General features: G+C 75.5%; 21 protein-coding genes. 11 read left to right on the forward strand and 10 right to left on the reverse strand.

The features are described from left to right. Nucleotides 1-53: 53 nt before the first annotated feature. Complete coding sequence (locus tag MCM47_RS00765; protein WP_238739969.1) at nucleotides 54-698, reverse strand: hypothetical protein; 645 nt, start codon at nucleotides 696-698, stop codon at nucleotides 54-56. Here MCM47_RS00765 and trxA point away from each other — a divergent pair. Then, on the forward strand, nucleotides 697-1287 hold the full coding sequence (trxA, locus tag MCM47_RS00770) for a thioredoxin (RefSeq protein ID WP_255751556.1): 591 nt from the start codon (nucleotides 697-699) through the stop codon (nucleotides 1285-1287). The genes MCM47_RS00765 and trxA overlap by 2 nt on opposite strands. 166 nt (nucleotides 1288-1453) lie before the next feature. Here trxA and MCM47_RS00775 read toward each other — a convergent pair whose 3' ends face one another. Next, complete coding sequence (locus tag MCM47_RS00775) at nucleotides 1454-2209, reverse strand: TetR/AcrR family transcriptional regulator C-terminal domain-containing protein (RefSeq protein WP_238739971.1); 756 nt, start codon at nucleotides 2207-2209, stop codon at nucleotides 1454-1456. 167 nt (nucleotides 2210-2376) lie between these two features. Here MCM47_RS00775 and MCM47_RS00780 point away from each other — a divergent pair, with 167 nt between their 5' ends. Continuing rightward, complete coding sequence (locus MCM47_RS00780; RefSeq protein WP_238739972.1) at nucleotides 2377-3954, forward strand: APC family permease; 1578 nt, start codon at nucleotides 2377-2379, stop codon at nucleotides 3952-3954. Nucleotides 3955-4023: 69 nt separating this feature from the next. Here MCM47_RS00780 and MCM47_RS00785 read toward each other — a convergent pair whose 3' ends face one another. Further along, nucleotides 4024-4992: a YafY family protein gene (locus tag MCM47_RS00785; RefSeq protein WP_238739973.1), complete on the reverse strand. Its 969-nt coding sequence runs from the start codon at nucleotides 4990-4992 to the stop codon at nucleotides 4024-4026. 120 nt (nucleotides 4993-5112) lie between these two features. Here MCM47_RS00785 and MCM47_RS00790 point away from each other — a divergent pair, with 120 nt between their 5' ends. From MCM47_RS00790 to MCM47_RS00810, 5 genes are all read left to right on the forward strand, one after another. Then, nucleotides 5113-5862 carry an alpha/beta fold hydrolase gene (locus tag MCM47_RS00790; RefSeq protein ID WP_238739974.1) on the forward strand — a complete coding sequence of 250 codons (750 nt, stop codon included), beginning with the start codon at nucleotides 5113-5115 and terminating at the stop codon, nucleotides 5860-5862. Between the two features lie 163 nt (nucleotides 5863-6025). Then, entirely contained in the window at nucleotides 6026-6499 is a 474-nt protein-coding gene (locus tag MCM47_RS00795; RefSeq protein ID WP_238739975.1) for an OsmC family protein, read from the forward strand. Continuing rightward, complete coding sequence (locus MCM47_RS00800; protein ID WP_238739976.1) at nucleotides 6496-7935, forward strand: NAD(P)/FAD-dependent oxidoreductase; 1440 nt, start codon at nucleotides 6496-6498, stop codon at nucleotides 7933-7935. The genes MCM47_RS00795 and MCM47_RS00800 overlap by 4 nt, the downstream gene beginning before the upstream one ends. A 240-nt stretch (nucleotides 7936-8175) precedes the next feature. Then, nucleotides 8176-9270 (forward strand): exo-alpha-sialidase, encoded by a 1095-nt coding sequence (locus MCM47_RS00805; protein ID WP_238739977.1) that lies wholly within the window; start codon nucleotides 8176-8178, stop codon nucleotides 9268-9270. A gap of 297 nt (nucleotides 9271-9567) precedes the next feature. After that, nucleotides 9568-10587, forward strand: a complete 1020-nt coding sequence (locus tag MCM47_RS00810; RefSeq protein WP_238739978.1) for a LacI family DNA-binding transcriptional regulator — start codon at nucleotides 9568-9570, stop codon at nucleotides 10585-10587. Between the two features lie 70 nt (nucleotides 10588-10657). On the opposite strand, the gene MCM47_RS00815 is transcribed toward MCM47_RS00810, so the two are convergent. Both MCM47_RS00815 and MCM47_RS00820 read right to left on the reverse strand, forming a co-directional pair. Further along, on the reverse strand, nucleotides 10658-11173 hold the full coding sequence (locus tag MCM47_RS00815) for a GNAT family N-acetyltransferase (RefSeq protein ID WP_238739979.1): 516 nt from the start codon (nucleotides 11171-11173) through the stop codon (nucleotides 10658-10660). 230 nt (nucleotides 11174-11403) lie between these two features. Continuing rightward, entirely contained in the window at nucleotides 11404-11730 is a 327-nt protein-coding gene (locus MCM47_RS00820) for a rhodanese-like domain-containing protein (RefSeq protein ID WP_238739980.1), read from the reverse strand. 42 nt (nucleotides 11731-11772) lie between these two features. On the opposite strand from MCM47_RS00820, the gene MCM47_RS00825 reads away from it, so the two are divergent. After that, complete coding sequence (locus MCM47_RS00825) at nucleotides 11773-12459, forward strand: TetR/AcrR family transcriptional regulator (protein WP_238739981.1); 687 nt, start codon at nucleotides 11773-11775, stop codon at nucleotides 12457-12459. Between the two features lie 105 nt (nucleotides 12460-12564). Here the strand turns inward: MCM47_RS00825 and MCM47_RS00830 are convergent, their stop codons facing one another. Further along, complete coding sequence (locus tag MCM47_RS00830) at nucleotides 12565-13506, reverse strand: cation diffusion facilitator family transporter (protein WP_238739982.1); 942 nt, start codon at nucleotides 13504-13506, stop codon at nucleotides 12565-12567. Between the two features lies 1 nt (nucleotide 13507). After that, entirely contained in the window at nucleotides 13508-13816 is a 309-nt protein-coding gene (locus MCM47_RS00835; protein ID WP_238741430.1) for a helix-turn-helix transcriptional regulator, read from the reverse strand. Between the two features lie 262 nt (nucleotides 13817-14078). Here MCM47_RS00835 and MCM47_RS00840 point away from each other — a divergent pair, with 262 nt between their 5' ends. Together MCM47_RS00840 and MCM47_RS00845 are read left to right on the forward strand one after the other, a co-directional pair. Next, on the forward strand, nucleotides 14079-14456 hold the full coding sequence (locus MCM47_RS00840) for a YciI family protein (protein WP_238739983.1): 378 nt from the start codon (nucleotides 14079-14081) through the stop codon (nucleotides 14454-14456). A 191-nt stretch (nucleotides 14457-14647) separates the two neighbouring features. Further along, the gene (locus MCM47_RS00845) at nucleotides 14648-16012 is read left to right on the forward strand and encodes a DUF6596 domain-containing protein (protein ID WP_374209042.1); all 1365 of its coding nucleotides are present in this window, start codon (nucleotides 14648-14650) and stop codon (nucleotides 16010-16012) included. Between the two features lie 18 nt (nucleotides 16013-16030). On the opposite strand, the gene MCM47_RS00850 is transcribed toward MCM47_RS00845, so the two are convergent. Continuing rightward, entirely contained in the window at nucleotides 16031-16516 is a 486-nt protein-coding gene (locus MCM47_RS00850) for a MarR family winged helix-turn-helix transcriptional regulator (protein ID WP_238739985.1), read from the reverse strand. 142 nt (nucleotides 16517-16658) lie between these two features. On the opposite strand from MCM47_RS00850, the gene MCM47_RS00855 reads away from it, so the two are divergent. Continuing rightward, nucleotides 16659-17441 carry a dioxygenase gene (locus MCM47_RS00855; protein ID WP_238739986.1) on the forward strand — a complete coding sequence of 261 codons (783 nt, stop codon included), beginning with the start codon at nucleotides 16659-16661 and terminating at the stop codon, nucleotides 17439-17441. A gap of 271 nt (nucleotides 17442-17712) precedes the next feature. Here MCM47_RS00855 and MCM47_RS00860 read toward each other — a convergent pair whose 3' ends face one another. Both MCM47_RS00860 and MCM47_RS00865 read right to left on the reverse strand, forming a co-directional pair. Continuing rightward, a complete protein-coding gene (locus MCM47_RS00860; RefSeq protein WP_238739987.1) occupies nucleotides 17713-18093 on the reverse strand; it encodes a VOC family protein in 381 nt (126 codons plus the stop codon). 40 nt (nucleotides 18094-18133) lie between these two features. Continuing rightward, nucleotides 18134-18689: GNAT family N-acetyltransferase (locus tag MCM47_RS00865; protein ID WP_238739988.1), on the reverse strand; the 556-nt coding region annotated here is incomplete at its 5' end.

The following is an 18689-nucleotide window of genomic DNA, read 5'->3' on the forward strand; positions in this document are numbered from 1 at the left end:
CGCGCACCCCTGCCTCCGGGTCGAGATCTCCGCGTCCGGCCGGCGGACGCACCCTAGTAGGCGCCGTAGCCGCCGCCCGGGGTGCCGGACATCGAGCCGCCCGACGGGGAGCCCGCGGGCGCGCCCGCCTTGGCGCCGGTCGGGGTCAGCACGAACCAGGTGCCCTGGACACCCTGCCCCTTCGTGTCGCCCGGCTTGGTGTCCGGGGCGTAGCGGTAGACCGGCCAGCCGTTCAGGGTGAGCTGCTTGCTGCCGTCGGCCCGGGTGACGGTGCCGACCAGCTTGCTGTCGATGCCCTTGACCGCGGCCCCGCCGGAGGCCGGGACGGGCGGCCAGGTGGAGGCGCAGGTGCCGTTGCAGTCGGACATCGACGGGTTGGCGGTGTCCCGGTCGAAGCGGTACACGGTGAAGCCCGCGCCGTCGGTGACGATGGCGCCGAGGGTGGGGTCGGTGGCGGTCTGCAGGGCGACGGTGCCGGTACCGCTCCCGGTACCCGAGCCGCCGGTACCGCTCGGCGCGGCGGGGGCGGTGGTGGCCGCCCCCGAACCGGAGCCGGACGGGGACGAGTAGCCGGACGACCCGCAGCCGGCGGCCAGGGCGCCCGCGGCGATCCCGGCCGCGGCGACGACGGCGATCCGGCCGGGGCGGCCGATCCGGGCGGTGCGATTCGAACGACTGGTACGGCTGGTGCTGTGCATGGTGTGCTCCCCCGTCGGACAGGGCCCCGGCGGACGCGCCTTCCGGAGGCCGCGCGGTGTACGGACACCCTCCTGTACGGACGGGGCCGGCGGAGTGCTCAACCGGCCGCCGGACGTCTTCGGAATAGCCCGCGGGCGGCGGCGGTTGTCGCGGGCACACGGCCTGGACCGCCGCCTCCGGAAGGGCAGGAATCGCGAGATGAGCAACACGGTCGAGCTGACCAAGGAGAACTTCGACGAGATCGTCCCCGGTACCGAGGGGAAGGACTTCGTCTTCATCGACTTCTGGGCGGAGTGGTGCGGCCCGTGCCGGCAGTTCGCCCCGGTGTTCGAGAAGGCTGCGGAGCGCCACCCCGACCTCGTCTTCGCCAAGGTGGACACCGAGGCGCAGCAGGAGCTGGCCGCGGCGTTCGGCATCCAGTCGATCCCCACGCTGGCGATCATCCGTGAGGGCGTCCTCGTCTTCTCACAGCCCGGCGCCCTGCCGGAGGCCACGTTCGAGGACCTGATCGGCCAGGCGCGGAAGCTTGACATGGCCGAGGTGAAGCGCAAGGTCGAGGCGGAGCAGAAGGGTGCCCCGCAGGCCTGACGACACCACTCGTGGACGGCGGTAGGCCCGGGCGCGCAGCGCGCCCGGGCCAGTCGGCGTTTCCGGGCCCGTCCGTCGGGCGGGCGGCGGCGGTCCGGCAGCGGACTCGGGAGGCCGCCGGCTCGGGTGGGCCGGTCCGGCCGGGGCGCTCCGGAGCCGGTCGGCCTCAGGCCGGACGGGCGGCCAGGCCGTCGAGGAGGAGTCGCAGCGCGAGTTCGAAGCCGCGCTCGTCCAGCCCGGGCGCGTCCCCGCCCGGCCCCCCGCTGCGCTCGGCGGACGCCTCCAGCGCGCCGGCCAGGGCCGGGTAGCCGGGGCGGTACTCGGCGGCGGGCCGGGCGAAACCGGCGGTGAAGGTCTCCAGCGCCGAGCCGAGCACCAGGTAGTCGAGCGCGGCGGCGGCCTCGGCGGCGTCGGCGGGGGTGAGGCCGGCCCGGCCGAGCGCGGCGAGCAGGGTGTCGTAGCCGAGCAGCTGGCGTTCGGCCCCGACCCGGCGGCGGGCGAGCAGCGCGATGGTGTGGGGGTGGCGCAGGAACGCGGCACGGTAGCCGCGGGCGTAGGCGGCGACACCGGCCCGCCAGTCGTTCCCGCGGTCCGTCGCACCGCCGGCGCGACCCGCGTCGGCGTCGGCGTCGGCGCCGGCGCCGCCATCGGAACCGGAACCGACACCGGGACCGTGCGCGCCGTCCGGACCGGCCGCGGGTGCGAGCGGGCCCAGGTCGATCTCCGCGTTGACGAGCTCGGCCAGCGCGTCGATCAGCTCGTCCTTGCCGCTCACGTGGTTGTAGAGCGAGGCCGCCTTCACCCCCAGCCGGTCCGCGACGGCCCGCATCGTCAGGCCGTCCGCTCCCTGCTCGTCGACCGTGTCGAGGGCGGCCCGGGCGATGCTCTCCCTGCTCAGCAGCGGCCTGCTCGGTCGTCCCACGCTGTTCGCCCCTCCCTGCCGGCTGCGGTCGCCCCACGTTATTACAGACCGGTTTCGACTCTTCCGATGCCCCGGGCCGACGGGCTACCGTCCCGGACTAACAAAGTTAGTTTTCCATGTCGGGCCCGGTGCGGGCTCGCCCCGGACGACGGCAAGGTGGACGCCCCGTGACCGAGAACCCCTCCAGAGCCCGGACCTCCCCGGCTCCCCCGACCTCCCCGACCGCAACCCCCGTAGCCGCCGCGGGCGCCGCGCCGGTAGCCGACGCCGACCGGCTGGCCGCCCTCGGCTACCGCCAGGAGCTGCGGCGCAGCCTCGGCGTCCTCGGCAACATCTCGATGGGCTTCGCCGTCGTCTCCCCCGTGGTCGGCCTCTACGCCGTGAGTCAGGTCGGCCTCGGCGTGGCGGGCGGCGCCTGGGTCTGGGCGCTCCCGGTCTGCCTGCTCGGCCAGCTGCTGGTGGTGGCCGTCTACTCCGAGCTCGCCTCCCAGTGGCCGCTGGCCGGCGGCGCCTACCAGTGGAGCCGGCGCCTGGCCGGGCCGACCTTCGCCTGGCTGACCGGCTGGATGTGGCAGTTCGCGGTGATGTTCGCCAACACCACCGTGGCGTACCTGGCCTCGCCGTGGTTCTTCGCCCTGTTCGGCCTGACGCCCACTCCGGCGCAGCTGGTGCTGGTCTCGGCGGTGTTCATGCTGTTCTGCGCGCTGGTCAACGCCTACGGGATCAACCTCCTGCGGTGGTTCGTCTCGCTGGGCATCGCCGCCGAGGCGGTGGCCTCGGTCCTGGTCGGCTTCGCGCTGCTGCTCTTCTTCCGGGCACACGGCGTCGGCCTGCTCACCGACCTGCTGGACGCGCCCGCGACCGCGGGGATCTCGACCGGCGGCGCCTTCCTGGCCGTGGTCGCCGTCGGCGGCTGGGCCTTCATCGGCTTCGACGCGTGCGTCTCCACCGCCGAGGAGACCAAGGACGCCGGTCGCCAGGTGCCGCGTGCCATGTGGTGGGCGCTGCTCAGCGTGGGCGCGGTGGTCGTGCTGAACGCGATCGCCGTCGAGCTGGCCCATCCGGACCCGGCCGCCGTGGTCCGCGGGGAGGACCTCGACCCGGTGACCACCGCCGTCACCGCCGGTTTCGGCGACTGGGCCGCCAAGCCGTTCGTGGTGGTCGTCCTGATCTCCTTCACCGCCTGTCTGATGGCCTCGCAGGGCGGCGCCGCCCGCGGCCTCTACTCGCTCGCCCGGGACGGCGTCTTCCCGTTCGCCGCCGAGGTCCGCAAGGTCAACCGGCACCAGGCGCCGATCGGCGGGCTGGTCGCGGCCACCCTGGTCAGCGCGGCGGCGCTGCCGCTCGGCCTGGAGTCCACCGCGATGGGCAGCCTGATCACCTTCGGCACGGCCGCCACCTTCCTGCCGTTCTTCCTGCTCTGCCTGGCCGCCCTGCTCGCCCGGCTGCGCACCGGCTGGCGCCCCTGCGGCCCGGTCTCCTACGGGCGGCTCGGCACCGCGGTCAACGCCCTGGCGGTGGTGTGGACCGGACTGGAGGTGGTCAACATCTGCTGGCCGCGCACCGTCCTCGCGCCGCCCGGCGCCCCCTGGTACCAGGTGTGGGCCGCGCTGCTCGGCACCGGGCTGGTGACCCTGGCGGGCGTCGGCTACCTGCTGGTGCGGCGGCCGCAGCGGTTGATGCGCGACGACGCCTCCGCCGAGCGGCCGGCGGGACCGGACGAGCGGCTGCCCGCGGTGCTCTGACGGGGGCGGGGCGCGGAGGGCCCGACGGAGCCGGCGGCAGCCATGCCCCTGCGGATCCTCTCCTCGGACCTACTCCCGCGCAGCCTCCGCGCTCCACGCCGCGAGCCGGGCGGCCAGGGCGCGCACCTCGTCGCGCAGGGCGTCCGGCCGCACCACGGTGAACGGATGGCCGAGGCCGGCCAGCATCAGGGCCACCCCGTCGAGGTTCTGCGCCCTGGCCCGCAGCAGGACGCGGCCGTCGCCGGTCGCGGTGAGCGTCCCCGCAGCGGGCGGGATGCGATGGCGGGCCTCGGCGGGCGTCATGGTGAGCACGACCTCCACCTGGTGCGTCCACGGCACCGAGGCCAGCGACTCCATCACCCGCTGGACCGGGTCGAAGTCCTCCGGCGGCTCGAATGCCGCCTCGCGCAGCTCGGCCGACCCGATCCGGTCCAGCCGGAACGTGCGCTGCTCGCCGCTGCGGTGGTCCAGCCCGGTCGTGTACCAGCGGCCCGAGTGGAAGACCAGCCCGTACGGGTCGAACTCGCGCTCGGTCGGCACGCCGTGCCGGTCCCGGTAGGCGAGGTGGACCCGGCGCCGGCGGCGGGCCGCCTCGGCGAGCGCGAACAGGGCGGCCGCCGCCGGGTTCGGACCGGCCGCCGGCGCCGAGGTCAGCCCGAGGGTCTGCTCCACCGCCTCGACCCGCTCGCGCAGCTGCGGGGGCAGCACCCGCTGGATCTTGGCGAGCGCCGACTCGGCGGCCTGCTCGCCCACCGCCAGGCCGGACCGCCGCCCCGCCAGCAGCCCGAGCACGACCGACGCGGCCTCGTCCCCGGTGAGCATCAGCGGCGGCAGCCGGAACCCGGGCAGCAGCCGGTACCCGCCGTAGCGGCCGCGGTCGGCCCGGACCGGGATGCCCAGGTCCACCAGCCGGCCGACGTAGCGGCGGACGGTCCGCTCGTCGACCCCCAGCCGGTCGGCCAGCTCGGCTCCGGTGAGACCGGGCCGGGCCTGGAGCAGCTCCAGCAGGGCGAGGACGCGGCTGACCGGGTGGTCCAAGGTATCCCCAGCTAATCCGGGCGACTTCTGTCCGGATCCGATCCTAGGGTCGGAGACGTCAACGCCACCGCCTCGGTGGGCGGCCCGGGTCAGGGCTGCCCGGAGAAGGAGTCACCTGCCATGAGCACCTTCGTACTGGTCCCCGGACTCTGGCTCGGCGCCTGGGCGTGGGACGAGGTCGTCGAGCCGCTGCGCGCCGCCGGGCACACCGTCCACGCCGTGAGCCTCACCGGTGTCGCGGAGCGGTCCGGCGAGGCCGGGCCCGAGGTCGGCGTCGAACGGCACATCACCGATCTGACCGACCTGATGACCCGCGAGGACCTCTGGGACGTCGTCCTGGTCGCCCACAGCGGCGGGGCCGTCCCGGTGACCGGCGCCGCCGACCGGATGCCGGAGCGGATCCGGCGCGTCGTCTACGTCGACAGCGGCCCGATCGCCGACGGCGTCGCGCTGGCCGACCTCTGGGAGCCCGGGTACCGGGCACAGATGGAGGCGTCGGTGGTGGACGGCCACAGGCTGCCGTTGCCCTCGTTCGAGGACTTCGTCGCGGCCGGCACCAGCATCGACGGCATGGACGAGGCCGCACTGGCCCGGTTCCGCGAGCGGGCGACCGCGCACCCGTTCGCGGCCGTGACCGAACCGCTGCGGCTGACCGGCGGCGGGCAGACGCTGCCGAAGGCCCTGGTCTCGTGCTCCTTCCCGCTGGAGCAGGTGCGGGCCCTGATCGCCGCCGGGCACCCGTACTTCGCCGCGCTCGGCGGTCCGGAGTGGGAGCTGCGCGAGCTGGCCACCGGGCACTGGCCGATGTTCTCCCGACCGGGCGACACCGCGGCGGTGCTGGCGGAGATCGGGGAGCTGCCGCAGCGGTGAGGCCGTTCCGTCCGTGCTCCGACGGTTGACCGTCCGTGCACTCGTCCGCGTGTTCGGCTGTGCGGACGGGCACGGACGGCGCAGGATGGGCACGGCGCCGGCCGGTCTCCCGGCGGCGCGCCGGACCCTGCCGATCCCGACCCCCTGCGAGGGCGAGCCCGCCATGAGCCACACCCCGACCGGCCCGGACGCCGCCGAGGCGCCCACCGAAGCCGAGGCCGCGCCGGCGTTCCGGCGGGTCACCACCGCGGTCGTGACCGGCAGTTCCGCCGCCGCCCCGTACCACGTGGAGGTGAAGGCGGGCACCCACCCGCTGACCGCCGACGAACCGGTGCGGCGCGGCGGTTCGGACAGCGGACCGGAGCCGTTCGCGCTGCTGCTCGCCTCCCTCGGCTCCTGCACGGCGATCACCCTGCGCATGTACGCGGAGCGCAAGGAGTGGTCGTTGGAGTCCGTCCGGGTCAGGCTCGGCTACGAGACGGACGGCCGCCACGGCCGGATCGACCGCCGGGTCGCCCTCACCGGTGCGCTCGACGACGACCAGCGCGCCCGGTTGCTCGACATCTGCGAACGCACGCCCGTCACCCTCGCGCTGCGCGCCGGGGTGGCCATCGACACGACGGAGGACCGCGCATGACGACCGCGCCCGAGGAGTACGACGTCATCGTGGTGGGCGCCGGGCCCACCGGGGAGAACGTGGCCGACCGGACCGCCGCCGCCGGGCTGCGGACGGTGATCGTGGAGAGCGAACTGGTCGGCGGCGAGTGCTCGTACTGGGCGTGCATGCCCAGCAAGGCGCTGCTCCGCCCGGTGGCCGCGCTGGCCGGTGCCCGCGGGGTGGCCGGTGCCCGCCAGGCGGTCGGCGGCGCCCTCGATCCGGCCGCCGTGCTGGCCCGGCGCGACTCCTTCACCTCGCACTGGCGGGACGACGGCCAGGTGAAGTGGCTGCGGGACACCGGCATCGAACTGGTCCGCGGCCACGGCCGGCTGGCGGGCGAGCGGAAGGTCACCGTCGAGGGCGAGGACGGCGGCGAGCGGCTGCTCACCGCCCGGTACGCGGTCGCGGTCTGCACCGGCAGCCGCCCGGTGCTGCCGCCGGACGTGCCGGGCCTGGCCGAGGCACGCCCGTGGACCAACCGGGAGGCGACCGGCTCGCCCGCCGTCCCCGGCCGGCTGGCCGTCGTGGGCGGCGGGGTGGTCGGGGTCGAGATGGCCACCGCCTGGCGGGCGCTCGGCAGCGAGGTCGTGCTGCTGGTGCGCGGCGAGGGTCTGCTCCCCCGGATGGAGCCGTTCGCGGGCGAGCTGGTGACCGAGGGGCTGCGGGCGGCCGGGGTGGACGTGCGGTTCGGGGTCTCGGTCACCGCGGTCGAGCGGCCGGGCGGCGGCGGCGAGGTCACCCTGGTGCTGGCGGACGGCGAGCGGCTGGCCGCCGACGAGGTGCTGTACGCGACCGGCCGGGCCCCGCGGACCGCGGACATCGGGCTGGAGCAGGTCGGGCTGAAGCCCGGCAGCTGGCTGGAGGTGGACGACAGCTGCACCGTGCTCGGCGTCGAGGGCGAGTGGCTGTACGCCGCCGGGGACGTCAACCACCGGGCGCTGCTCACCCACCAGGGGAAGTACCAGGCCCGGATCACCGGCGCGGCGATCGTGGCGCGCGCCCAGCGGCGCCCGCTGGACACCGCGCGCTGGGGCGCGCACGCCGCGTCCGCCGACAGTGCCGGAGCACCGCAGGTGGTCTTCACCGAGCCGGAGGTGGCGGCCGTCGGCCTGACGCTGGACGCCGCCGAGCGGGCCGGGCTTCGGGTCAGGACGGTCGACCACGACCTGGGCGCCGTCGCCGGTGCCTCGCTCTACGGCGACGACTACCGGGGGAAGGCCCGGGTGGTCTTCGACCTGGACCGGCAGGTGCTGGTCGGCGCCTCGTTCGTCGGCCCCGGGGTCGCCGAACTGCTGCACTCCGCCACCGTCGCCGTGGTCGGCGAGGTGCCGATCGACCGCCTCTGGCACGCGGTGCCCGCCTACCCGACGATCAGCGAGGTCTGGCTGCGGCTGCTGGAGGGGTGCCGGGGCTGAGCGGGCGGGTGCGCCCGGGCGCGGGTACGGGTACGGGTGCGGGTGCGGGTGCGGGTGCGGCCGGGTGAGAGGGCCGGTGCGGGTGCCGAGGCGGTACTCAGCCGGCCCGTCCGGCGGCCCGGCACCCGGCTCCGCGGACACCGGCGCGGCGAGGAGTGTCCTCCCGGAGGACGGCGGGAGACTGTCCCCTGGAGGGGGTGTCCCGGGGGGGCCGTCTTCGCCGGACAGGTGGTGTGTCGCATGACCGAGGTGCTGTTGGCCGTCGGAACCGAGAAGGGCCTCTTTCTCGGTCGCAGTCGCGACCGGCTGAGCTGGGACTTCAGCGGGCCGCACTTCCCGATGAACGCCGTCTACTCCGTCTCCGTCGACCGTCGGGAGGGCAGGGTCCGGTTGCTGGTCGGCGCCGACAGCAGCCACTGGGGGCCGTCGGTCTGGCGCTCCGACGACCTCGGGGCGACCTGGTTCGAGCCGACCGAGCCGGCCATCCGCTTCCCGGAGCACACCGGCGCCTCGCTCACCCGCGTCTGGCAGCTGCAGCCCGCCGGGCCCGAGGCGCCCGGTGTGGTCTACGCGGGCACCGAGCCGGCCGCGCTCTTCCGCTCGACGGACGGCGGCGAGACCTTCGAACTGGTCGAATCGCTCTGGAACCACCCGCAGCGCCCGGAATGGGGCGCCGGCTACGGCGGGCAGGGGCTGCACACCATCCTCACCGACGTCCGCGATCCCGAGCGGCTGCTGGTCGCGGTCTCCAGCGGCGGCGTCTACCGCAGCAAGGACGGCGGGGCCAGCTGGGAGCCGTCCAACCGGGGGCTGCGGGCGGAGTTCCTCCCCGAGGAGGGCCAGTACCCCGAGTTCGGCCAGTGCGTGCACAAGATCGCCCGTGACGCCGTCAACCGCGACCGGCTCTACCTGCAGAACCACGGCGGCGTCTACCGCAGCGACGACGCCGGCGCGAGCTGGCAGTTCGTCACCGACGGCCTGCCCGCCGACTTCGGCTTCGCCGTGGCCGCCCACCCGCGGCAGGCCGACACCGCCTACCTCTTCCCGCTCGGCGGCGCCGGCGACCGGATCCCGCCGGACCGCCGCTGCCGGGTCTACCGCACCGAGGACGGCGGCGGCAGCTGGACCCCGCTCGCCAAGGGGCTCCCCGGCGAGGACCACTACGGCGTGGTGCTGCGCGACGCCCTGCGCACCGACGACGCCGACCCGGCCGGCATCTACTTCGGCAACCGCAACGGTGAGGTCTACGGCAGCCCCGACGAGGGCGAGAGCTGGTCGCTGCTGATCTCCCACCTGCCGGACGTGCTCTGCGTCCGGGCCGCGGTGGTCGCCTGACGGTCCACTGCGTGCCGTGACGGCGTGTCGGTCCGACGCGCCGACGGGCCGGCGGGCCAGCGGGCCGGCGGGCCGGCGGGCCGGCGGGCCGGCGGGCCGGCGGGCCAACGGCAGGCCCTGCAGCAGGAAGAGCCAGGCGGGCCTCCGCCGACGTGACGGCGGACCACGCGTACCGACGCCGGGCCCGCGCGCGGGCCGGGGGCGGGACGGTCGACGCCGGCGCCCCCGGGCCCGCGCCGCGGCCCCTTCCCGGAAAGCGGACCCGGCTGGTCAGAGCCGGTGTGTAGGCTCGCTGGCATGGTGAGGGTGACGCGGGACGACGTGGCACGGGCGGCGGGGACGTCGACCGCCGTGGTGAGCTATGTGATCAACAACGGGCCGCGGCCGGTCGCGGCCGCCACGCGGGCGCGCGTCCTGGCCGCGGTCGAGGAGCTCGGCTACCGCCCGAACCGGGTGGCCCAGGCGATGGCGCGCCGCCGCACCAACCTGATCGGCATGGTCGTGCCGGACGCGCGCCAGCCGTTCTTCGCCGGCCTGGCGCACATGGTCGAGCAGGCGGCCGCCGAACGCGGGCGACTGCTGCTGATCGGCAATTCCGACTACGCCGACGAGCGGGAGGCGCACTACATCCGGGCGTTCCTCGGCATGCAGGTGGACGGCCTGATCCTGGTCACCCAGGACCCGTCGGTCCCCGGGGTGGCCGGGGTCGAGGCCGCGGACGGCACTCCCGTCGTCCTGCTGCACCACCGCGCGGAGACGGAGTCGGGGGTGGCCGTCGTCGCGGACGACGAGGGCGGGGCGCGCGAGGCCGTGCGCCACCTGCTGGAGCACGGGCACACCGAGGTGCACTGCTTCGGCGGCACCGCCGCACTCAGCCCCAACGACCCGGTCACCGGCCGCACGGCGGGGTGGGCCGCCGCCCTGGCCGACGCCGGCATCCCCACCGGTGGCCGGCTGACGCACGCGCCCTTCGACCGCGTCCGCGCCCACGCCGAGGCGCTCAGGCTGCTGGCCCGCCCCGACCGGCCGTCGGCCGTGTTCTGCGCGACGGACGACCAGGCGATCGGCCTGCTCCGGGCCGCCGACGACCTCGGGATCCGCGTCCCGGAGGACCTCGCGGTGGCCGCGTTCGACGACATCGCGGAGGCCGTGATCGCCGGGCCGCCGCTGACCACGGTCGCGACCGCGCAGGTCGAGATGGCCCGGGCCGCCGTCGACCTGGTCCTCAAGGCCAGGGACGAGGAGGGCCCCGCACCGGCGGGCGCCCGCACCTTCCCCGCCCACCTCGTGGTCCGCCGCTCCTGCGGCTGCGGCTGAAGACGCACCGGGGCACCGACGCCGCCCGCCCCGACCGGCGGCCCGACGGGCGCGCCCTCCCGGCCGCTCCTCAGCGGAGTTCGTCGGCGAGGAGGTCCATCAGGAGGTTGTCGTGCCAGGTGCCGTCGGGGCCGCGCTCGTACTGCCGCATGGTGCCGACCGGCCGGAAGCCGACCTTCTCGTAGCAGCGGATCGCCGCCGCGTTGTCGGCCGCCGGGTCGATGATCAGCCGGTGGTAGTGGTGGTCCGCCACCAGGTGGCGGGCGAGGGTGCGGACGGCGTCGGTGCCGAGCCCCTGCCCGTGGTGGGCCGGGTCGAGGTAGATGTCGATGCCCGCGTGCCGGTACTCGTCGTCGTTGTTGGCGTACCACTGGATCGCCCCGGCGATCCCCCCGCCGGCCACGACGATCACCAGGGTCTCGGTGTCCGGCTCCTTCAGGTCGGTGGCGACGGCGTCCGCCAGATCGTCGCCGCCCCGCCAGCGGGCGTAGACCTCGGGCGTGGAGCGGATCGCCACGAGCGACGGGATGTCGTCCTCGGTGGCCGGCCGGAGCGTGACGCGGGCGCCGTGCAGAATCGTCCCCATATGGGGCATGTTGGCACGGCGGCGAACGCCCGGCGAACCCTTTTCCGCGCCCCGACCGGAGGCCGCTGCCCGGCTCCGGACGGGCCTCGCGGACGCACCCCGCGGACGCGCCCCGCGGACGGCCGGCACCGGCCGGGGGCCTTCGCGAACGACCGGAGCACCGGTCGGGTGAGCCCCCGCCGGGCCGGGGGCGGCGGACCCCCGTTCCGCCGGCCCCGGCCGGGAGCGGGTCAGGCGGTCTCGACGGGCAGCCCGGCACCGGTCCAGTCCTCGATGCCCTCGCGGTACTTGCGGACATCGGTGTAGCCGAGCGCGACCAGCCGGTCGGCGACCTGGCCGCTGTTGGGGCAGGCCGGGTTGGAGCAGTAGGTGACGATCGCGGCGTCGCGGTCCGGGAGCAGGGCGGGTGCCAGCCGGTCGACGTCGGCCCGCACCAGCGCGACGGCGCCGGGCAGGTGCTGCTGGGCGTAGTACTCGCCCCCGAGCGCGTCGACGACGGTCACGGACCCCGCCTCGATCGCCGCCGCCAGTTCGTCCCGGGTGATGAGCGCGGTCATGACGCTGCCTCCTGAGGAGTCGATTCGGACTATAGTCCGGTTATGGCTCACGACGATAACGGACCGCGGTCCGCTTCTGCAATCCCCCCGGCGGGCGGCGAGGCGGTGCCGCTGGAACTGCTGCGCACCCCGCCGCCCGGCGAACGGGCCGACGCCGCGCGCAACCGGGCGGCCGTACTGGAGGCCGCCGCCCGGCTGTTCGCCGAGCACGGGGTGGAGGCCGTCTCGATGGACCAGGTGGCGGCCGCGGCCGGAGTCGGCAAGGGCACGCTCTTCCGCCGCTTCGGCGACAAGGCGGGCCTGGGCGTGGCCCTGCTCGACGCCCGCGAGCGCAAGCTCCAGGAGGCGATCCTGCGCGGCCCGGCCCCCCTCGGGCCGGGCGGGACCGCCGACGGCGGAGCGGGCGAGCCGGCGGACCGGGCCGCCCCGGCCGAGCGGCTGGCCGCGTTCGTGGACGCCTACCTCGACTACCTGCTGGAGCACCTGGACCTGGTGCGGATGTCCGAGACGGCCAGCCGGGGCGCGCGCTACCGGGTGGGCGCCTACCGCTTCTGGCACCGGCACACGGCGATCCTGCTCGCCGCGGCCGGCGCGGCGGACCCCGAGCACGACGCCCATGCGCTGCTGGCGGCGCTCGCGGCCGAGCACGTGGCGGCCCTGCTGCCGGAGCTGGGCGAGGAGCGGATCCGGGCGGGGGCCGTCGCGCTCGCCGTGCGGCTCGCCCGGTAGGGCCGTCAGGCCGCGCACGGCGCGGGGATGCCCGGCCCGCACAGCCCGCGGCCCCGGGAGCCGCGGGCTCCCGGGGCCGCACGGACGCCCGGCGGTGCCGGTCCGTCAGGCGTGCACCGGCTGCACGCACCGGACCCGGCCGGGCGACTCCGGCCCAGGCGACTCCGGACCGGGCACCGCGGCCGGCTCCAACTGGAGTGTCGCGTGCGCGATGCCGAAGTGGTCGGCGACGCACCCGCGGAGGCGGGCGAGCAGGTCGCCCGGACCACCGTCCGCGACCACGTGGGCGGTGAGGACGGGCATGCCCGAAGTGATCGTCCAGGCGTGCAGGTCGTGGACCTCGTGCACGCCGTCCTCGGCGAGGAGGTGGCTCCGCAGTTCGGCGAGGTCGACGTCCTCGGGCGTGGCCTCCAGCAGGACGCGCAGGGCGTCCCGGCCCAGCAGGTAGGCCCGGGGCAGGATCATCGCGCCGATCAGGAGCGAGGCGATCGGGTCCGCGTACTGCCAGCCGGTGAGCTGGATGACGACCGCGGCCGCGATCGCCGCGACCGAGCCGAGGGCGTCGCCGAGCACCTCCAGGTAGGCGCCGCGCAGGTTGAGGCTGCGGTCCTTGCCGCCGTGCAGCAGGGCGACCCCGACGAGGTTGGCGGCGAGGCCGATCAGGGCGACGGTCAGCATCAACCCGCCCTGTACCTCGACGGGCTGCCCGAAGCGCTGGACGGCCCGGGAGGCGACCCAGGCGAAGACGCCGATCAGCAGGGCCGCGTTGACCAGTGCGGCCAGGATCTCCAGGCGGTAGTGGCCGAAGGTGCGGCGCAGGGTGGGCGAGCGCTGCGCGACCTGCACGGCGAGCAGGGCGAGGGCGACCCCGGAGAGGTCGGTCAGCATGTGCCCGGAGTCGGCGAGCAGCGCGAGGCTGCCGGAGAGCAGGCCGCCGATCACCTGGAGGACGAGGACGCCGCCGGTCACGGCGACGGTCAGCAGCATCCGGCGGCGGTAGGCGCCGCTGACGGTGACGGCAGCCGGGGCGGTGCGGTCGGCATCCATGTCAGTACTCCTCCCGGGCGGGGCCTTCGGGGACGGGGGCGGCCGCCGGGTCGGGCGGCAGCACCGCGGCGAGCAGCGCCCGCAGGGCGCGGGCGAGGCGGTCGTCGGCGAGGTGGTAGCGCGTCCGGCGCCCCTCGGGCACGGTGCGGACCAGGCCGCAGTCGCGCAGGCAGGCGAGGTGGTTGGAGACGTTCGCCCTGGTCAGCCCGAGCTCCTCGGCGAGGTCGGCCGGGTAGTGCGGGGCGTCGAGAAGGGCGAGCAGGATGCGGCGCCGGCTGGTGTCGGCAAGGGCCTTGCCGACCCGTTCCATGGCCGCCTCCTGCGCCTCGGCGGGGAGGTGGGGATTCCGGGCGGGCTCGACGGTGGGTTCCATGACTCCACAGTACAGCCGTGGCTGAATTCAGCGTGTAATGAACCTCGGGCCGGGCGCGGTCGGGCGGGCCGGCCCGCCCCGGTGGCCCGACCGGCAATCCCCCGGAAGAATTTCGGCGCGGCTGTCGATCCGGCCGCCACCAGTTCGACGCAGGGGTGAGAGGCGGGGAGAGGCCCCGCCTCCGGACCGAGGAGTCACCATGCCGCGCTTCATGTCGCTGATCCGCATCGACGAGCAGAACGCCCCCGACATCCAGGCGGCGGACCCCGGGTTCGAGCAGCGGATGGGCGCACTGTTCGAGGAGATCACCAAGGCGGGGGTCATGCTCGACACCGCCGGCCTGCTGCCCACCTCCGAGGGCACCAGGATCACCTGGGAGGGCGGGAAGCTGAGCTTCACCGACGGCCCGTTCACCGAGACCAAGGAGGTCGTCGGCGGCTACGCCATCATGCAGTGCAAGGACATGGCCGAGGCGGTGGAGTGGACCAAGCGGTTCCTGCAGACCCACCCGGAAAGCTGGAAGGTCGGCGCCGAACTGCGCCAGATCGACGAGGCCGCCACCCCGCCGGAGGCCTGAGCGGGCCCGGCCCCGCGGAACGCTCCCGCCCGGGCCGAACCGTCCCGGCCGTTCCCGGACCGCCCGAAACCGTCCGGCACCGCCTGAAACCCCCTGACGCCGCCTGATCCGGTTCGATCGCCCCCGCCCCCGCCCCGACCCGCCGCGTCCGCGTTTGCCTCGCCCCCGGACAGCTGCTCTGATGAGTGGCCGTGAGCGAGAGCGACGCGGCCGTGGCGGTCGAGGCGGTGTTCCGGATCGAGTCCGCCCGGATCATCGCCGGAGTCACCCGCATCGTGCGGGACGTGGGCATCGCCGAGGAGCTGGCCCAGGACGCCCTGGTCGCCGCCCTGGAGCAGTGGCCGGAGCAGGGCGTGCCGGACCGGCCGGGCGCCTGGCTGATGACGACGGCCAAGCACCGCGCGATCGACCTGGTCCGCCGCCGCGAGACGTACGCGCGCAAGCTCGCCGAGGTCGGGCGGTCGCTGGAGGACGTGCCGCCGCCGGAGCCGGTCGAGCCGGACGACATCGACGACGACCTGCTGCGGCTGATCTTCACGGCCTGCCATCCGGTGCTGGCGGCCGACGCCCGGATCGCCCTGACCCTTCGGCTGCTGGGCGGGCTGACCACCCAGGAGATCGCCCGTGCCTTCCTCGCCGCCGAACCGACCGTCGCCCAGCGGATCGTCCGGGCGAAGCGCGCGCTCGCCAGGGCGAACGTCCCGTTCGAGGTTCCGTACGGCGAGGACCGGGAGGCCCGGCTCTGCTCCGTGCTGGAGGTCATCTACCTGATCTTCAACGAGGGCTACTCGGCCACCGCCGGCGACGACCTGCTCCGGCCCGCGCTCTGCGAGGACGCGTTGCGGCTGGCCCGGGTGCTCACCGGGCTGGTGCCGCAGGAACCCGAGGCGCACGGGCTGGCGGCCCTGCTGGAGTTCCAGGCCTCCCGGACCGCCGCGCGGACCGGCCCGGACGGGCAGCCGGTGCTGCTGGCCGACCAGAACCGCGCCCGCTGGGACCGGTTGCTGATCCGGCGCGGATTCGCCGCGCTGCAGCGCGCGGGCACCGGGCCGTACTCGGTGCAGGCCGCGATCGCCGCCTGCCACGCCCGGGCGGCGCGCTACGAGGACACCGACTGGGCGACGATCGCCGCCCTGTACGGGCGGTTGATGACGCTGACGCCGTCCCCGGTGGTGGAGCTGAACCGGGCGGTGGCCGTCTCGATGGCCCAGGGCCCTTCGGCCGCCCTGGAGCTGGTGGACGCACTGGCCGCGGAGCCGGCCCTGAAGGAGTACCACCTGCTGCCGAGCGTCCGCGGCGACCTGCTGGCCCGGCTCGGACGGACCGACGAGGCGCGGGCGGAGTTCGAGCGGGCGGCGGCGCTGACCCGCAACGCCCGGGAGCGGGAGCTGCTGCTGGTCCGGGCGGCGGAGGCGGGCGCCCCCGCGCCCCGGAGCCTGCCCGACGGCCCGCACGGCGTCGACGGCCGGGACGGTGCCGACGGCCCGCACGGCGTCGACGGCCGGGACGGTGCCGACGGCCGGGACGGTGCCGACCGGGCGGACGGCACGGTGTGACCGGGCTCCCCGGCCCGGCTACGCCCCGTCGTCCAGCCGCAGCCGGGCACTGACCTCGCCGAGGCCCGCCGCCAGGACGGCCAGCTGCTCCCGGGTGAGCACGTCGATCAGCAACTCGCGCACCAGCGCGACGTGTCCCGGGGCGGCCTGCCGCAGGGCCTCGCGCCCCTCGTCGGTGAGCTCGGCGAAGACCCCGCGCACGTCGCTCGGGCACGAGCGGCGGCCGACCAGGCCCATCCGCTCCAGCTGGGTGACCTGGTAGGTGAGGCCGCTCTTGGAAGTGACCAGCTTCTCCGCCAGTTCGGTCATCCGGAGCGAGCCGGCCGGCGCCGCGGAGAGGTGGACCAGGACCTCGTACTGGGTGTGCGAGAGGCCGGAGTCCTCCTTGAGCTGGCGCTCCAGCCGGCGGTTCAGCAGGTTGCTCGCGGTGACGAAGCCCCGCCAGGCGGCCATCTCGTCGTGGTCGAGCCAGCGCGGTTCGCTTCCGGGGGGCGTGGAGGGCATGCGGAAAGCCTACTCCTGTTGTTCAAATTCGAACGAAGGTGTACGGTCGAGGTGTCGAGGTTCAAAATTGAACTACCTGACCCGGGGCGGCCGGTCCGGCCGGGGTCGGAACCGCCCGCGGAAGGAAGCCGAGGAAGCCGCCATGAGCACCGCCGCCCCCGAGCGCATGCCCGCCCTCTACCTCTCCCACGGCGCGCCGCCGCTCGCCGACGATCCGATCTGGCCCGGCCAGCTGGCCGCCTGGTCGGCCGACCTGCCCCGGCCCGAGGCGATCCTGGTGGTCTCGGCGCACTGGGAGGAGGCGCCGCTCGCCCTCGGCGCGGTCGATCCCGTGCCGCTGGTCTACGACTTCTGGGGCTTCCCCGAGCACTACTACCGGGTGCAGTACGCCGCCCCCGGCGCGCCCGCACTCGCCGAGCGGGTGCGGAAGCTGCTGCGCGCCCCCGGCGCCCCGGTGCAGGACGTCCCCGACCGCGGCCTCGACCACGGCGCGTACGTCCCGCTGGTGGAGATGTTCCCGGCGGCGGACGTCCCGGTGCTCCAGGTCTCCATGCCCACGCTCGACCCGCAGCGGCTGCTGGAGATCGGCCGCCGGCTCGCACCGCTGCGCGACGAGGGCGTGCTGATCGTCGGCAGCGGCTTCTTCACCCACAACCTGCGGGCGCTCAGCTCCGACGGCCGGGTCAGCTCGGTGATGGCCGAGTTCGACGACTGGGGCCGGCGCGCCCTGGAGGCCGAGGACCTGGACGCGCTGCTCGACTTCGAACGCAAGGCCCCGGCCGGGCGGCTGGCGCATCCGCGTACCGAGCACTTCGCCCCGCTGTTCGTCACCCTCGGCGCCGGCGAGGCCGACCTGGGCAGCCAGCGCAGCGTCATCGACGGCTTCTGGATGGGACTGGCCAAGCGCTCGATCCAGCTCGGCTGAGGACCGGACGGACGGGACCGACGGCTGGGCACGCCCATCGCTCGGACGGCGCAGCAGGTGAAGCGCTCGCCGATGTGCTCGGGCCGCTCGACCTCACCGGGCCGCCGGAGGCCGGTCGCCCCGGACGCCCCGCCCGGCGATCCGGCTGACGTCCTGCTCCGGCACACCGGGCGGGGAGCCGAACGGCCGCCCGCGCAAGGCCTCGTGGACCCGGCGGGCGGCCGTGCCCGAGGGCTGGCGGCCGGCGGCGGTGGCCGGCGGCAGCGCCGCCTCAGGCGGTGGCGGCCCGCTCGGCCTCGCTCCGCTCGACGCAGAACTCGTTGCCCTCGATGTCGAGCAGGGTCACCCAGCCCTTGCCGTCCGGGGTGCGGTGGTCACCGTGGAGCGTGGCGCCGAGCGCCAGCAGACGTTCGACCTCCTCGTCCCGGGTGCGGTCCTGCGGCTGGATGTCCAGGTGGACGCGGTTCTTCACCGACTTGCCCTCGGGCACCTGGATGAAGAGCAGCCCGGCGCCGGCCGTCTGCACCAGCGCCTCCGGGTCACCCGGGTTGTCGTCGTCACTCACCTTGGCGTCCAGCACCTCGGCCCAGAACTGCGCCAGGCGGTAGGCGTCGGCGCAGTCGATCGTCGTGTGTCGTACAAGAGAAGCCATGCCGGCCACTCTGGCCCGGCGCCGCCTGCCGGTCCAGCGATTATGCGGAGCGGCTGTGGAGGTGACCGTCCAGCGGGAACTCCGGCGGCAGGGCCGGGAGCACGGACCGGAAGCCGTACCCGGTCTTCTCCGCGACCCGGCAGGACGCCGTGTTGTCCACCTGGTGCAGCAGATCGAGCCGGACCAGCCCGTCGGCGGCGAAGGCGGCGAACGCCCAGCCGGTGAGCACCTCCAGCGCGCGCGGGGCCACGCCCCGGCCGCGGGCGGCGGCGGCCGTCCAGTACCCCACCTCGGCCGCCGGCCCACCGGGCTCGGCGCGCTTGAGCACCACGTTGGCGACCAGCTCGGCCGGGGCGTCGGCCCGATCGTCGACTCGGGCGTCGTCCGAGCCTTCGGCCCGGCCGTCGTCCCGGCCGTCACGGCGTTCCAGGACGGCGAAGCTGTACCGGTGGCCCTCCGCCCAGCCGCGGCGCTGCAGGTCGAGCCAGCGGGCGGCCTCGGCCGGGTCGGTGACCGGGGTCCGGGTGAAGCGGCGCAGCGTCTCGTCGCGGTGGATCGCGATCAGCGCGGGCGCGTCCTCGTCCCGGAACGGGCGC

This window comes from Kitasatospora sp. A2-31, from assembly GCF_022288725.1.
Classification (GTDB): Bacteria; Actinomycetota; Actinomycetes; order Streptomycetales; family Streptomycetaceae; genus Kitasatospora.